This window comes from Variovorax atrisoli (assembly GCF_014195185.1).
In the GTDB taxonomy this organism is placed as follows: domain Bacteria; phylum Pseudomonadota; class Gammaproteobacteria; order Burkholderiales; family Burkholderiaceae_C; genus Variovorax; species Variovorax atrisoli.
In genome coordinates this window covers 665,951-680,275 of sequence record NZ_JACIBG010000003.1, presented here as the reverse complement: position 1 = coordinate 680,275, position 14,325 = coordinate 665,951, and the positions used below count along the sequence as shown (strand labels likewise).

12 protein-coding genes are annotated in these 14,325 nt (G+C 68.1%); 8 read left to right on the top strand and 4 right to left on the bottom strand.

What is annotated here, in order from left to right; all coding sequences use genetic code 11:
* Positions 1-50: 50 nt before the first annotated feature.
* The 3 genes from polA (at position 51) to FHY06_RS14325 (ending at position 5,196) form a co-directional block, all read left to right on the top strand.
* Positions 51-2,870, top strand: coding sequence for a DNA polymerase I (gene polA / locus FHY06_RS14335; protein WP_184605552.1), 2,820 nt, complete (start codon positions 51-53; stop codon positions 2,868-2,870).
* Positions 2,871-2,983: 113 nt separating this feature from the next.
* Positions 2,984-4,279, top strand: coding sequence for a M20/M25/M40 family metallo-hydrolase (locus tag FHY06_RS14330; protein WP_184605551.1), 1,296 nt, complete (start codon positions 2,984-2,986; stop codon positions 4,277-4,279).
* A gap of 14 nt (positions 4,280-4,293) precedes the next feature.
* Complete coding sequence (locus tag FHY06_RS14325; RefSeq protein ID WP_019654697.1) at positions 4,294-5,196, top strand: LysR family transcriptional regulator; 903 nt, start codon at positions 4,294-4,296, stop codon at positions 5,194-5,196.
* Positions 5,197-5,199: 3 nt separating this feature from the next.
* Here FHY06_RS14325 and FHY06_RS14320 read toward each other — a convergent pair whose 3' ends face one another.
* Positions 5,200-6,411, bottom strand: a complete 1,212-nt coding sequence (locus tag FHY06_RS14320) for a D-amino acid dehydrogenase (RefSeq protein WP_184605550.1) — start codon at positions 6,409-6,411, stop codon at positions 5,200-5,202.
* A 192-nt stretch (positions 6,412-6,603) separates the two neighbouring features.
* Here FHY06_RS14320 and FHY06_RS14315 point away from each other — a divergent pair, with 192 nt between their 5' ends.
* The 5 genes from FHY06_RS14315 (at position 6,604) to FHY06_RS14295 (ending at position 10,739) form a co-directional block, all read left to right on the top strand.
* Entirely contained in the window at positions 6,604-7,503 is a 900-nt protein-coding gene (locus FHY06_RS14315) for a transporter substrate-binding domain-containing protein (protein WP_145760397.1), read from the top strand.
* 124 nt (positions 7,504-7,627) lie between these two features.
* On the top strand, positions 7,628-8,377 hold the full coding sequence (locus FHY06_RS14310; protein ID WP_184605548.1) for an aspartate/glutamate racemase family protein: 750 nt from the start codon (positions 7,628-7,630) through the stop codon (positions 8,375-8,377).
* A 104-nt stretch (positions 8,378-8,481) separates the two neighbouring features.
* Positions 8,482-9,381 carry a dienelactone hydrolase family protein gene (locus FHY06_RS14305; protein WP_184605547.1) on the top strand — a complete coding sequence of 300 codons (900 nt, stop codon included), beginning with the start codon at positions 8,482-8,484 and terminating at the stop codon, positions 9,379-9,381.
* Positions 9,382-9,499: 118 nt separating this feature from the next.
* On the top strand, positions 9,500-10,420 hold the full coding sequence (locus FHY06_RS14300; protein WP_126185431.1) for a ZIP family metal transporter: 921 nt from the start codon (positions 9,500-9,502) through the stop codon (positions 10,418-10,420).
* A gap of 115 nt (positions 10,421-10,535) precedes the next feature.
* Positions 10,536-10,739 (top strand): hypothetical protein, encoded by a 204-nt coding sequence (locus FHY06_RS14295; protein ID WP_019654703.1) that lies wholly within the window; start codon positions 10,536-10,538, stop codon positions 10,737-10,739.
* Positions 10,740-10,818: 79 nt separating this feature from the next.
* On the opposite strand, the gene FHY06_RS14290 is transcribed toward FHY06_RS14295, so the two are convergent.
* Genes FHY06_RS14290 through FHY06_RS14280 form a run of 3 tightly spaced genes read right to left on the bottom strand, consistent with a single transcriptional unit; the run spans position 10,819 to position 14,323 of the window.
* Positions 10,819-12,267 carry an N-acyl-D-amino-acid deacylase family protein gene (locus FHY06_RS14290; protein WP_132797307.1) on the bottom strand — a complete coding sequence of 483 codons (1,449 nt, stop codon included), beginning with the start codon at positions 12,265-12,267 and terminating at the stop codon, positions 10,819-10,821.
* Between the two features lie 35 nt (positions 12,268-12,302).
* Positions 12,303-13,295 (bottom strand): ABC transporter ATP-binding protein, encoded by a 993-nt coding sequence (locus tag FHY06_RS14285; protein WP_019654705.1) that lies wholly within the window; start codon positions 13,293-13,295, stop codon positions 12,303-12,305.
* Positions 13,292-14,323: an ABC transporter ATP-binding protein gene (locus FHY06_RS14280; RefSeq protein WP_184605546.1), complete on the bottom strand. Its 1,032-nt coding sequence runs from the start codon at positions 14,321-14,323 to the stop codon at positions 13,292-13,294. The genes FHY06_RS14285 and FHY06_RS14280 overlap by 4 nt, the downstream gene beginning before the upstream one ends.
* Positions 14,324-14,325: the final 2 nt, after the last annotated feature.

The following is a 14,325-nucleotide window of genomic DNA, read 5'->3' as shown; positions in this document are numbered from 1 at the left end:
TCACGCCGTCGTGGTTCGGGGCGCCGGCGCGGGCACGGCAAAATGGCCCGATGACCGACAAGAAAACGCTGCTGCTCGTCGATGGCTCGAGCTACCTCTACCGCGCCTTCCACGCCATGCCCGACCTTCGGGCCGTGCCAGGCGACCCGAAGAGCCCGGCGACCGGCGCCATCCGGGGAATGATCAACATGATGACCGCGCTGCGCCGCGAGGTGCGCGCGGACTACGCCGCCTGCATCTTCGACGCGCCCGGCAAGACCTTCCGCGACGACTGGTACCCCGAGTACAAGGCCAACCGCTCGCCCATGCCCGACGACCTGCGCAGCCAGATCGAACCCATCCATGAAGTGGTGAAGCTGCTCGGCTGGCCCGTGCTCAGCGTGCCCGACGTGGAGGCCGACGACGTCATCGGCACGCTCGCCCGGATCGCCGCCTCGCAGGGCGTCGAGGTCATCGTCTCCAGCGGCGACAAGGACCTGAGCCAGTTGGTCGACGAGCACATCACCATCATCGACACGATGAACGGCAAGAAGCGCGACGTGGCCGGCGTCACGGCCGAGTTCGGCGTGCCGCCCAGCCTGATGATCGACTACCAGACGCTGGTGGGCGACTCGGTCGACAACGTGCCCGGCGTTCCCAAGGTCGGCCCCAAGACGGCCGCCAAGTGGCTGCTCGAATACGGCTCGCTCGACGCGCTGATCGAGCGCGCCGCCGAGGTGAAGGGCGCCGCGGGCGAGAACCTGCGCAACGCCCTCGGGCAGCTGCCGCTGAGCCGGCGCCTGGTGACCATCCGCACCGACTGCGACCTCGACGGCCACGTCACCGGCCTGCCCTCGCTCGAAGGCCTGCCCGTGGGCGCGCCGCAGACTGCCGAGCTGAAGCCCTTCTACGAGAAGTTCGGGTTCAAGAGCCTGGTCAAGGGGCTCGAGGCGCAGGCCGTGCCGCCCGAGCTGATCGAGGAAAACCTCAGGAAGAAGGCGGCTTCCGGCAAGGCCGATGCCGACCAGGGCGGCCTGTTCGACGAGCCTTCCGAGATGCAGGCGCTGGAGGCCGCCTCGCCTGCAAGCAACCTGAAGTACGAGACCATCACGACCTGGGAGCAGCTCGACGCCTGGCTCGCCAAGCTCGAGGCGGCGGATCTCGCCGCCATCGACACCGAGACCAACTCGCTCGACGAGATGGTCGCGCAGATCGTGGGCATCAGCTTCAGCGTCACCCCGGGCGAGGCCGCGTACATCCCGCTGATGCACAACTACCCCGACGCGCCGCAGCAGCTGCCCTTCGACGAGGTGCTCGCGAAACTCCGGCCCTGGCTGGAGAACGGCGCGAAGAAGAAGCTCGGCCAGCACATCAAGTACGACCGGCACGTGTTCGCCAACCATGGCATCGAGGTGCAGGGTTACGCGCACGACACCATGCTGCAGAGCTATGTGCTCGAGGTGCACAAGCCGCACGGCCTTTCGAGCCTCGCCGAGCGCCACCTGGGCCGCAGCGGCATCTCGTACGAAGACCTGTGCGGCAAGGGCGCGCACCAGATCCCGTTCAGCCAGGTCGACATCGCCAAGGCCGCCGAGTATTCGTGCGAGGACAGCGACCAGACGCTGGACGTGCACAACACGCTCTGGCCGCGCCTGCAGGCCGACGAGAAGCTGCGCTTCATCTACCAGCTCGAGATGGATTCGAGCGAGGCGCTCTACCGCGTGGAACGCAACGGCGTGCTGATCGACGCACCCACGCTGGCCGCGCAGAGCCACGAGCTCGGCAAGCGCATCATGGAGCTGGAGCAGGAGGCCTACGAGATCGCGGGCCAGCCCTTCAACCTCGGCTCGCCCAAGCAGATCGGGGAGATCTTCTTCACCAAGCTGGGCCTGCCCGTGGTCAAGAAGACGCCGAGCGGCGCGCCCAGCACCGACGAAGAGGTGCTCGAAAAGCTGGCCGAAGACTACCCCCTGCCGGCCAAGATCCTCGAGCACCGCAGCCTCTCCAAGCTCAAGGGCACCTACACTGACAAGCTCGGCCAGCTCGCCAACCCGCGTACCGGCCGAGTGCACACGCACTATGCGCAGGCGGTGGCCGTCACGGGCCGCCTGAGCAGCAACGACCCGAACCTGCAGAACATCCCGATCCGCACGCCCGAAGGCCGGCGCGTGCGCGAGGCCTTCGTGGCGCCGGCGGGCAGCGTGATCGCCAGCGCCGACTACTCGCAGATCGAGCTGCGCATCATGGCCCACATCAGCGGCGACGAATCGCTGCTGCGTGCGTTCACCGAAGGCATCGACGTGCACCGCGCGACGGCCGCCGAGGTGTTCGGCTCCACGCCCGACCAGGTGTCGAGCGAACAGCGCCGCTACGCCAAGGTCATCAACTTCGGCCTGATCTACGGCATGAGCAGCTTCGGGCTCGCCAAGAACCTGGGCATCGAGAACAAGGCTGCGGCCTCCTACATCGAGCGCTACTTCGCGCGCTATCCGGGCGTGAAGGCCTACATGGACGAGACCAAGGCGCTGGCCAAGGAGCAGGGCTACGTCGAGACCGTGTTCGGCCGGCGCCTGTACCTGCCCGAGATCAATTCGCCCAACGGCCCGCGCCGCGGTGGCGCCGAGCGCGCGGCCATCAACGCGCCGATGCAGGGCACCGCGGCCGACCTCATCAAGCTCAGCATGGTCAAGGTACAGAACGTGCTGGACGAGGAGAAGCGCGCCACGCGGATGATCATGCAGGTGCACGACGAACTGGTGTTCGAGGTGCCCGAGGCCGAGATCGAATGGGTGCGCACCGAGATCCCGCGCATCATGGCGGGCGTCGCTTCGCTGAAGGTGCCGTTGCTGGCCGAGATCGGTGTCGGTCCCAACTGGGACAAGGCGCACTGACGAGTCAGCGCGACGCGGCGCAAGTCGGCGCACAGGCAAGAAAAAGAAGACACAGCAGGGAACGGACAAGCACGCGGCAACCAGCCAGCCAGAGAAGAAAGAAACCACAGCACATGAAGAACCGATTCCCGCAACGCGGATTCCTGCTCGCCGCCGTCTGCGCCGCCTTCGTCGGCAGCGCTTTCGCGGCGCCCGATGCCAACGTCGCAGCGCTCGCGGCCAAGGAAAAGCCGGCCCTGCTCGACACGCTGAAGGAGCTGGTCTCCATCGAGTCCGGCAGCCGCGATCTCGACGGCCTCGAGAAGATCTCCGACCTCATCGCCGCGAAGTTCAAGGCGCTCGGCGGCGAGGTCGAGCTGATCGACCCCAGCGCGGAGGCCTACCGCATGGAAGACACGCCCGAGAAGATCGGCCGCGTGGTGCGCGCCACCTTCAAGGGCACCGGCAAGAAGAAGATCCTGCTGATCGCGCACATGGACACGGTCTACACCGTGGGCATGATCAACAGGCAGCCCTTCCGCATCGACGGCGACAAGGCCTACGGCCTGGGCATCGCCGACGACAAGCAGGGCGTGGCCGTCATCACGCACATCGTGTCGATGCTGCAGGCGATGAAGTTCAAGGACTACGGCACCCTCACCGTGCTCATCAACGGCGACGAGGAGATCAGCTCGCCCGGCGCACGCGCGCTCATCACGCGCATGGGCGGCGAGCACGATGCGGTGCTGTCGTTCGAGGGCGCCTACGTCAAGGAGGACAAGCTCTCGCTCGCCACGGCCGGCATCGCCTCGGTCACGCTGAACGTCACCGGCAAGGCCTCGCATGCGGGCTCGGCGCCGGAGCTGGGCGTGAATGCGCTGTACGAGCTCTCGCACCAGATCCTGCAGATGCGCGACCTGTCCGACCCGGCCACGGGCCTGAAGATGAACTGGACCATCTCCAAGTCGGGCAGCAACCGCAACGTGATCCCGGCCAGCGCCACCGCGGGCGCCGACGTGCGCGTGCTCAAGGTGAGCGACTACGACCGCATCGAGCAGCAGGTGAACGAGCGGGTGAAGAAGCAGCTCATTCCCGAGGCCAAGGTGGAGCTGAAGTTCGAGCGGCGCCGTCCGCCGCTGGAAGCAACCGACGCCTCGCGCGCGCTGGCCCGGCACGCCCAGCAGATCTACAAGGACGAGCTCGGCCTGCCGCTGGGCGCGGACGACAAGGCCGCCGGCGGCGGCACCGACGCCGCCTTCGCCGCGCTGAAGACCAAGGCGCCGGTCATCGAGCGTTTCGGCCTGCAGGGCTTCGGCGCGCACTCGGCCGATGCCGAGTACGTGCTGATCAACTCGATCGAGCCGCGCCTCTACCTCGGCGCGCGCATGGTGATGGACATCGCCCGCGGCAAGGCGCCAGTGGGCAACTGACCCCTTCGCTCGCGATGCGACTGCGCCACATCGAAGTCTTCAACGCGATCATGCTCACGGGCAGCGTGAGCGCGGCGGCGCGGCTCATCAACATCACGCAGCCGGCGGTGAGCCGCACGCTGCAGCATGCCGAGCTGCAGCTGGGCTTTCCGCTGTTCCAGCGCGCCAAGGGCCGGCTCACGCCGACCACCGAGGCGCTCACGCTGTACCCGCACATCGAGCGGCTCTTCGCGCAGCTCGACGAGGTGCAGCGGCTCGCCTCCAACCTGCGCACCGCGGGCGACACGGGCGAACTGCGCATCCTGAGCGTGCTGGCGCTGAGCTACGACATCCTGCCGCGCGCGCTCAAGGCATTCCGGGAGAAGCATCCGGGCTATGCGATCACGGTGGAGTCGCTGCATTCGCCGCAGATCATGTCGGCGCTGCTGCTGCAGGAGGCCGACGTGGGCTTCGCATTCAGCCCGGCGGTGCATCCTTCGCTCACGCAGGAGACGCTGGCCGACAGCCGCATGGTGTGCATCGCGCCCAAGGGCATGCTGCCGCGGGCGCTGGTGCGCAACGGCTCGGTTGCGCTTCACGACCTCGTGGACCGGCCGGTGATCGGCCTGGACAGCCGCGACCCCGTGGGCACCAGCCTGAGCCAGGCCTGCCGGCAGGCGGGTGTGGGCTTCCAGCAGGCGGTGGTGACGGTGCAGACCTACCACGCGGCATTGGCCATGGCGCACCATGGCATCGGCATTGCGCTGGTCGACGGCTGCACCGCGCGCTCGGCCGACCGCGAGAAGGTCGACGTGTTGATGCTGGAGCCGCACATCCCGGTGCCGATCCGCGCTCTGCGCTTTGCGGCGCGGCCCGATTCGGTGGCGGTGCGCGGCATCACCCGCTGCATGCAGCAGGCGATCCAGGAAACGATCTAGGGCCTAGGCTCCCAAGGCCTGCGCGACGCGCAGCGCCGAACCGAAGGCCAGGGTGAAGCCCAGTGCGCCGTGGCCAGTGTTGAACAGCATGTTCGAAGGTGCGCCGTCCAGCCGGCCGATGATCGGCAGGCCCTTGGGTGTGGCGGGGCGCATGCCGGTCCACGGGTGCAGTTCTTCGAGCCGGCTCGCATGCGGGAAAAGGGCGCGCGTGGCGGCCGCCAGCGTCTCGATGCGCGTGGCCGGAATGCTCGCGTCGTGCCCCACCAGTTCAGCCATGCCCGCCACCCGAAGGCGCGAGCCGATGCGCGCGAACACCACCTTGCGCGCACTGTCGGTCACGTTCACGCGCGGGGCGGCGCCGGGGGCAGCGTCGACCTCCACCGTGATGCTGTAGCCCTTGAGCGGATACACCGGCAGGTAGGCTCCGAGCGCGCGCCCCAGCTTGTGCGAGGCCGAGCCCAGCGCCATCACGAAGGCATCGGCTTCCACGTCGCCGTTGCCGGTGCGCACCGCGGCGACGCGGCTTGCGCTGCGCACGAAGCTGCTCACCTCCGTGCCGGAGATGAAGCGCACGCCGCGCTCGGACAGGGCCTTCGCCAGCTCGGTGCACACCTTGAGGCAGTCGGCCGCGCATTCGCTCGGCGTGTAGACGGCGCCTGCCATCCTGTCGCGGTAGCCGGCGAGCGCGGGCTCGATCGCAATGCATTCCTCGGGCGTCACCAGCCGCTGCTCGCTGCCCATGGTGCGCTGCAGTTCGAGCTGCGCTCGCGCGCTTTCGAGCGATGCTGTGCTGGCGTAGAGCACCAGCTTGCCGGTGGCGGAGAAATCGCAGTCGGGCGAGAGTTCGGCGCGCATGGCCTCGAACTCGATGCGGCTCGATGCGGCCAGCTCCAGCAGCCGCGCGGTGGTTTCGCGCGAGGTGCGCGCGTTGCAGGCTGCGAGAAACTCCATGCCCCAGCGCCATTGAAGCGGATCGAGCTGCGGGCGCAGCTTCAGCGGCGAGCTGGACGACAGCAGCAGCTTGGGCAGCTGCCTCCAGATCGACGGATCGGCCAGCGGCTGCACGTAGGAGTAGCTCAGCTGCGCGCCATTGCCGCCGCTGGCGCCCGAGCCGGGGGCGGCGCGGTCGATCACGGTGACTTGATGGCCCTGGCGGTCGAGCTGCCAGGCGGTCGCCAGGCCCACGATGCCGGCGCCGAGCACACACACATGCATGGGGCAGCTTTCCGGAGATTGAGTCGAGAACAGTGAACGCGACTGTAGGCGCGCGCGGCCGACGCCGGAAATGCCAAAAGCGCCCCCGCCCATAACCTTTGGGCATGGCCCGGCCTGCTATTGGAATTTGTCGTTTCATTCGTCCCCTTCCTACACTGGCCGCCTGTTCAGTTCAACCGTATGAGGGCCCGAATGAAACGCTCCGTCCTGATGGCCTCCGTGGCCTCCATCGCTGCCTCGCTGCTCTTCGCCTCCACGGGCGCCCAGGCTGCCGACACGCTCGCCAAGATCGCGCAGTCCGGCAAGATCACGCTGGCCTACCGTGAGTCGTCGGTGCCCTTCAGCTACCTCGAAGGGCCCGGCAAGCCGATCGGGATCGCGGTCGATCTTTCCAACGCCGTGGTCGAGGCGGTGAAGAAGAAGCTGAACAAGCCCGACCTGCAGGTGGCGCTGATGCCCGTGACCTCGCAGAACCGCATTCCCCTGATCACCAACGGCACCATCGACCTGGAGTGCGGCTCCACCACCAACAACACCGCACGCGGCAAGGAAGTGGCCTTCGCCATCAACCACTTCTATACCGGCACTCGCCTGCTCGTGAAGAAGTCCTCCAACATCAAGAACTACGCCGACCTCGCGAAGAAGACCATCGCCAGCACCACGGGCACCACCAATGTGCTGGTCATGCGCAAGTACAACATCGAGAAGAACCTCGGCATGGACATCGTGCTCGGCAAGGACCACGCCGACGCGTTCCTGCTGCTCGAGAGCGACCGTGTCGTGGCCTTCGCCATGGACGACATCCTGCTGTACGGCCTGATCGCCAACGCCAAGACGCCGGGCGACTACGAGGTGGTGGGCGACTCGCTGCAGGTGGAGCCCTACGCCTGCATGCTGCCGAAGGACGACCCCGCCTTCAAGAAGCTGGTGGACGACACCTTCGCGGGCCTGATGAAGAGCGGCGAGTTCGAGAAGCTCTACAACAAGTGGTTCATGCAGCCGATCCCCCCGAAGAACGTGCCGCTGAACCTGCCGATGAGCCCGCAGCTGAAGGAAAACCTCAAGGCCCTCAGCGACAAGCCCGCGACTTGAGGCCACCCCCGGGCTGCGCGCACTTCGCGTCGCGCACGCCACCCCCTTCCCGGGGGGCAATACCAGCGGGCCGGCGAAGCCGGTTCCGCGGTATTCCTGAAACAGAGATAGAGACAGAGAGATCATGAGTTCGACCAACGTCGTCGGCATTCTTGGCGGCATGGGCCCGGCGGCCGGCGCCGACTTCGTGCGGCTGTTCGTGCAGGCCTGCGCGCAGCAGCTGCGCGCGCGCGGCGAACCGGTGCGCGACCAGTCCTTTCCCGAGCACTGGCTGGCCCAGGTGCCGGTTCCCGACCGCACCGACGCGCTGGCTTGTCCCGAACAGGGCGCGCACCAGCCGCTGGAGCCGATGCTGCAGGCGCTGGGCCGCCTCGCCGCGCTCGGCAGCCGTGCCGTGGCCATCGCCTGCAACACGGCCCATGCCTGGCACGCGAGCCTTCAGGAGCGCTTTCCGCAGGTCGAGCTGCTGCACATGGCGCGCGAGACGGCGCAGCACCTGGCCCGCCAGGGCGCGACCGGCGTGGCGCTGATGGCCACCGAGGGCACCTACCGCGTGCGGCTCTACGAGCAGGCGCTGGCCGAGGCCGGACTGGGCTGCCACATCCCTTTGCCCGATGAGCGCCAGGCCATCACGCGAGGCATCTTCGACGGCGTGAAGGCCGGCAACATGCTGCTGGCCGAGCAATGCTTCTCGGAGGTCGCGCTGAGGCTGGCCGAGCGGCACGGCCCGGTCTCCATCATCATGGGCTGCACCGAGGTGCCGCTGGGCCTGCAGGACTCGGCCGCGGTGGCAGGGCTCGACCTTGTCGACCCGGCGCAGGTGCTCGCGGCGGCGCTGGCCCGGCGGGCCTACGGGGCGCGCCAACCCCATTGAAGTTTGGGGGACATAGGGGCAGCGGCCGATTTCGCCTACATTGCGGCGTGCGTTTTTCCACAACGCCACGTCCCTTGTCCGACGATCCAACCGGAGCCCGATACATGCCTCTCGACGACGACAGCCGTTCCGACTTCGATTCGCTTCGCCCCGGCGACAGCACCGAGCAGGGTGCCACGCGCCGCACCGCCCTCAAGGCCGCCATCGGCGTGGGCTATGCCGCAGCCGTGATGCCGGTGAGGGCGCAGACCGCCATCAGCACCCCGGCCGACGGCCTGAAGGCCGGCCCCATCAAGTACGCCGTCGGGGACTTCGAGGTGCCCGCCTATGCGGCGGCGCCCGCCGGAAAGACCGGCCTGCCGGTGATCCTGGTGATCCAGGAGATCTTCGGCGTGCACGAATACATCGCCGACACCTGCCGCCGCTTCGCCAAGCTCGGCTACCTGGCCATCGCCCCCGAGCTGTACGCGCGCCAGGGCGACCCGCGCGGCTACACCGACATCCCGAAGCTGCAGGCCGATATCGTCTCCAAGGTGCCCGACGCGCAGGTCATGGCCGACCTCGACGGCGCACTGGCCTATGCCAAGGCCAACGGCGGCGACACCAGCAAGACCGGCATCACCGGCTTCTGCTGGGGCGGACGCATCGTCTGGCTCTATGCGGCCACCGGCAAGGTCAAGGCGGGCGTGGCCTGGTATGGCCGCCTGGTCGGCCAGGCCAGCGAGCTGACGCCGAAGCACCCGGTCGATGTCGCCGCCAGCCTGCAGGCGCCGGTGCTCGGCCTCTATGGCGGAAAAGACCAGGGCATCCCCCTTGACACGGTTGATAAGATGAAAGCAGCTCTGGCAACCGGAACCCCGGCGGCCAAGGCCTCGAACTTCGTCGTGTATCCCGAAGCGGGCCACGCGTTCCATGCCGACTACCGACCCAGCTATGTGAAGAGCGCGGCGGAAGACGGCTGGCAGCGTGCCACGGCCTGGTTCAAAGCCAACGGCGTCGCCTGAAGACGGCGCCCGTCAGCCAACCCCGCCGAAGGCCGTCCTCGTGACGGCCTTTCTCTTTTTATGATCGGTATGCGGCCCCGGAAAAGTTCCAGCGGCCGTCTTTCTTGCGCAAGCAGCTATGAATTTGATAGTCATCATCGCGGCGACCCTGGTTGCCGGTATCGGAAGCGTGTGGGTCGCGGCCCTGCTGTTGAAGGTGGGGGTGCGCAGCGGCTCGGGCGGCGTGAACCCGCAGCACCTGTTGAGCCTGGCGGCCGGCGCGCTGCTCGCCACCGCATTCATGCACCTGCTGCCCGAGGCCTTCGAAAGCCGCATCGAGCCCGGACTGCTGTTCGGCGTGCTGCTGTTCGGGCTGGTGTTCTTCTTCCTGCTCGACAAGGCGGAGCTGTGGCACCACGGGCACGAGCACCATCATGGCGAAGAGAAGAAGGGCGCGGCAGACGGCCACGATCACCACCACCACGGGCACGACCACTCCCACGGCCATGTCCATGCACACGACCATGACCACAGCCACGGCCCCCGCACGGGCGGCTGGGCCGTGCTCACCGGCGACAGCGTGCACTGCTTCGGCGACGGCATCCTGATCGCCTCCGCCTTCACCGCCGACCTGCGCCTGGGCATCGTGGCCGCGCTCGCGGTGCTGGCGCACGAGATCCCGCACCACATCGGCGACCTCGTCGTGCTGCGACAGAGTTCCGCCAACCAGCGCGCGGCGCTGGTGAAGGTGTCGCTCGCCGGCACCATGACCGCGCTGGGCGGCATCGTGGGTTGGTGGCTGGTCGACCAGCTGCACGGCCTGCTGCCGTACTTCCTGGTGCTGGCTGGCAGCAGCTTCGTCTACGTGGCGCTGGCCGACCTGATCCCGCAGCTGCAGAAGCGCCTGCCCGCGCGCCAGACCGCCGCGCAGATCCTTTGGCTGGTGGCGGGCATTGCGCTGGTCACGCTGGTCAGCCGTCTCGCGCACGGCGAGCACGGGCACGAGCACGGCCATGACGACCCCGGCCACGGGGAGCATGGCCACGTGCACAAGGACTGATCTTCAGGCCGGCGCGCGAAACTTTCCGACACCGACACCTCGCGCCGGATGATCCGCAACGGCCCAAACAGGCGCACCATAGGGGGCCTGTCAGAAACAAGCCGAGGAACAGATCATGAACGCCACCGCGCGATCCGCTTCACCCGCCGAAGACGATGAGGACGACCTGCCCGTCGACGACTTCGAGGAGCCCGACACCGACGTGGGCGACGATCTCTCGGAGGAAACGGGCATCGATCTTTCCGATGCGAGCGAACTCGACGCGGACAACGTGCCGGCCGACGAAGAATTCGACCGCGTGATGAACGCGCCCGATTGAAGGGCTCGCCCGGCTCGCGAACTTTCACTTTCCTTGTGTCGCTGCGGGCTCCAGGGCATCCCCGCAGAGGGGCTGTTCGCTAGCGCCGCGTGATCACCTGCCCGTTGCGCGCCCCGCAGTGCGCTCCGTTGCGCCATGTCAGCGCGCCGTTCACGATCACCGCTTCGATGCCTTCGGCCGGCTGCATCGGTGATTCGTAGTTCGCGGTGTCGCGCACCGTCGCGGCATCGAAGATCACCACGTCGGCGTGGTGGCCCGGCTTCAGCGTGCCGCGCTCGTGCAGGCCGAAGTTGCGTGCGGTGAGCCCTGTCATCTTCCATACTGCCGTCTCCAGCGGGAACAGGCCGACGTCGCGGCTGTAGTGCCCCAGCACGCGCGGGAAGGTGCCCCACAGGCGCGGGTGCGGCTTGTCGCCCAGCGGGATGCCGTCGGAGCCGATCATGGTCTCGTCGAAGGCGAGGATGCGCTGCACGTCGTCCTCGTCCATCATGAAGTAGATCGCGCTGCCGGGCTGCAGCCGCTTCGCCGCCTCTTCGCCCGACACGCCCCATTCGGCCGCGATGTCCTTCAGGTCGCGGCCCGCGCATTCGGGGTGCGGCACGCTCGAGGCGATGAGCACGCGGCCTTCCATCATCCCGCGGTCGGTGCGGATCATGGTGGAGCCGGCGGTGTAGGGGTAGCAGTCGAGCCCGATGCACTGGTGCTTCATCGCTTCCTCGATGAAGGGCAGCGTGACCTTCGTCTTGCCGAAGTTGCGCGTGTTCTGCACCTTGTGGTGCGACACCACCACCGGAATGCCCAGCGCGCGCCCGATGTGGAAGGTTTCCTCCAGCGACTCCATCACGCGGTCGCTCTCGTCGCGCATGTGCGTCACGTAAAGCGCCTTGCGCGAAGTGAGCGGGCGGCCGACCTCGATGATCTCCTCGGTCGTCGCCTTCACCGCCGGCGGGTAGAAGGTGCCGGTCGACAGGCCGATGGCGCCGGCCTGCATCGCTTCCTCGACCATCGCCTGCATGGCCTTGATCTCGGCTTCGTTCGCGGGCCGGTCGAGGTCGGACATGGCGACCGCGCGCAATGTCGAATGGCCCACCATCGCAGCGACGTTCACCGACGAAGGCGTGGCGCGCAGCGCATCGAGGTACGCGGCGAAGCTGGTGAAGCGGCCTTCTGCGGGCGAATCGAGCAGGCTCAGCGGCATCGGCAGGTCCATGTCGGCGCGCAGCGGCGCGGCGCTGATGCCGCAGTTGCCCGCCACCACGGTCGTCACGCCCTGCGACACCTTGAACGGCATCTGCGCCTGAGACAGCACCGCCTGGTCGTCGTGCGTGTGCGAATCGATGAAGCCCGGCGCGACGATGCGGCCGCTGGCGTCGATCGTCTGTTCCGCCGTGTGGCCCGCGAGCTTGCCGATGGCGACGATGCGGTCGCCGACGATGCCGACGTCGGCGTCGAAGCGCGGAGCCTTGGTGCCGTCGATCACGGTGCCGCCGCGGATCAGCAGTTCGTAGTGGGGGAGCTTGTCGGACACGGGGGAATCCTTTCTTTCGAGTTTCTTGTCTCTCTTCAGCGGAAATGGCAGGCGACCAGATGGCTTCCGTTCGCGGACGACGAAGGCCGCTCGCCGAGCTCCGGCGCCTTCTCCTTGCACACGGCCTGCGCCATCGGGCAGCGGGTGTGGAAGCGGCAGCCCGAGGGCGGGTTGGCCGGGCTCGGCGGATCGCCCTGCAGCAGCATGCGGCGCGCCGGCGTGCGCGGGTTGGGCACCGGCACGGCCGACAGAAGAATCTCGGTGTACGGATGCAGCGGCGCCGAGAACAGCGTGTCGCGGTCGGCGATCTCGACGATGTGGCCGAGGTACATCACGGCGACGCGGTGGCTGATGTGCCGCACCACCGCGAGGTCGTGCGCGACGAAGAGGTACGCGATGCCGAACTCGGCCTGCAGGTCCATCAGCAGGTTGACCACCTGCGCCTGCACCGACACGTCGAGCGCCGACACCGGCTCGTCGCACACGATCAGCTTCGGGTTCAGCGCCAGGGCGCGCGCGATGCCCAGGCGCTGCCGCTGCCCGCCCGAGAACTCGTGCGGAAACTTCTTCGCCGCCTCGGGCCGCAGCCCCACGCGCGAGAAGAGCCACTGCACGCGTTCGCGCCGCTCGGCGGCCGCGCCCATGCCGAAGTTGCGCAGCGGTTCCGCCACGATGTCTCCGGCCGTCAGCCGCGGATTCAGCGAGGCATACGGGTCCTGGAAGATGATCTGCAAATCGCGCCGGCGCATGCGCATGTCCTCGGCCGAGAGCGACAGCAGCTCCCGGCCTTCGAGCTGCACCGAGCCCGAGGTCGGCTCGACCAGCCGCATCACCGACTTGGCCGTGGTCGTCTTGCCGCAGCCCGATTCGCCGACCAGCGACAGCGTCTCGCCGCGCGCGACGTCGAAGGAGACGCCGTTCACCGCCTGGATCGACGGCCTGGCCGGCCGCAGCCAGCGCTTGGGCGTGGTGTAGTGCTTGCGCAGGTCACGCACTTTCAGCAAGGGCGTTGCAGCGGTTGTCGTCATGCGGCGATCTCCTCGGCACCGGCCCAGTTCTCCTCGACGGCGAAGCAGGCCACCACGTGGTCGCCGCCTTGCTGCGTCAGCCGCGGCGTTTCGGCGCGGCAGCGTTCGCGCGCCTGGCTGCAGCGTGCCGCGAAGGCGCAGCCTCGGCCCAGCTCGTGCGCGGCCGGCACCAGCCCCGGAATCTCGGTGAGCCGCGTGCTCGCGGTATTCATGGCGGGCATCGAGGCCATCAGTGCACGGGTGTAGGGGTGCAGCGGGCGGTCGAACAGATCGACCACGTCGGCTTCCTCGACCTTCTTCCCGGCGTACATGACGACCACGCGGTCGCAGCTCTCGGCGACCACGCCGAGGTCGTGCGTGATCATCACCACGCCCATGCCCAGCTCCTTCTGCAGCCGCTTGATGAGGTCGAGGATCTGGGCCTGGATGGTCACGTCCAGCGCGGTCGTCGGCTCGTCGGCGATCAGCACCTCGGGGTTGCAGGCCAGGGCCAGCGCGATCATCACGCGCTGGCGCATGCCGCCGGAGAGCTGGTGCGGGTACTCGTTCACGCGGCGCTCGGGCTCGGGAATCTGCACCACCCGCAGCATCTCGACCGCGCGCTTCATCGCGTCGGCGCGGTTGGCCTTCTGGTGCAGCTGCACTGTCTCCGCGATCTGCCGGCCCACGGTGAGCACCGGGTTCAGCGAGGTCATCGGCTCCTGGAAGATCATCGAGATGCGGTTGCCGCGGATCTGGCGCATCTCGCGCTCGCTCAGCCGCATCAGGTCGGTGCCGCGCAGCCGCACGGCGCCCATGTGACGGCCGGGCGGCGTGGGCACCAGCCGCAGGATCGACAGGGCGGTGACGCTCTTGCCGCAGCCCGACTCGCCGACCACGCCGAGCGTGCGGCCAGCGCGCACCGTATAGGAAACGCCGTCGACCGAGCGCACCACGCCCGCGAGAGTGTGGAAGTGCGTGCGCAGGTTGTCGACTTCGAGCAGCGGCTCGCCGGGTGCGAGCGCGATGTGGGACATGGGGATCGTCATGG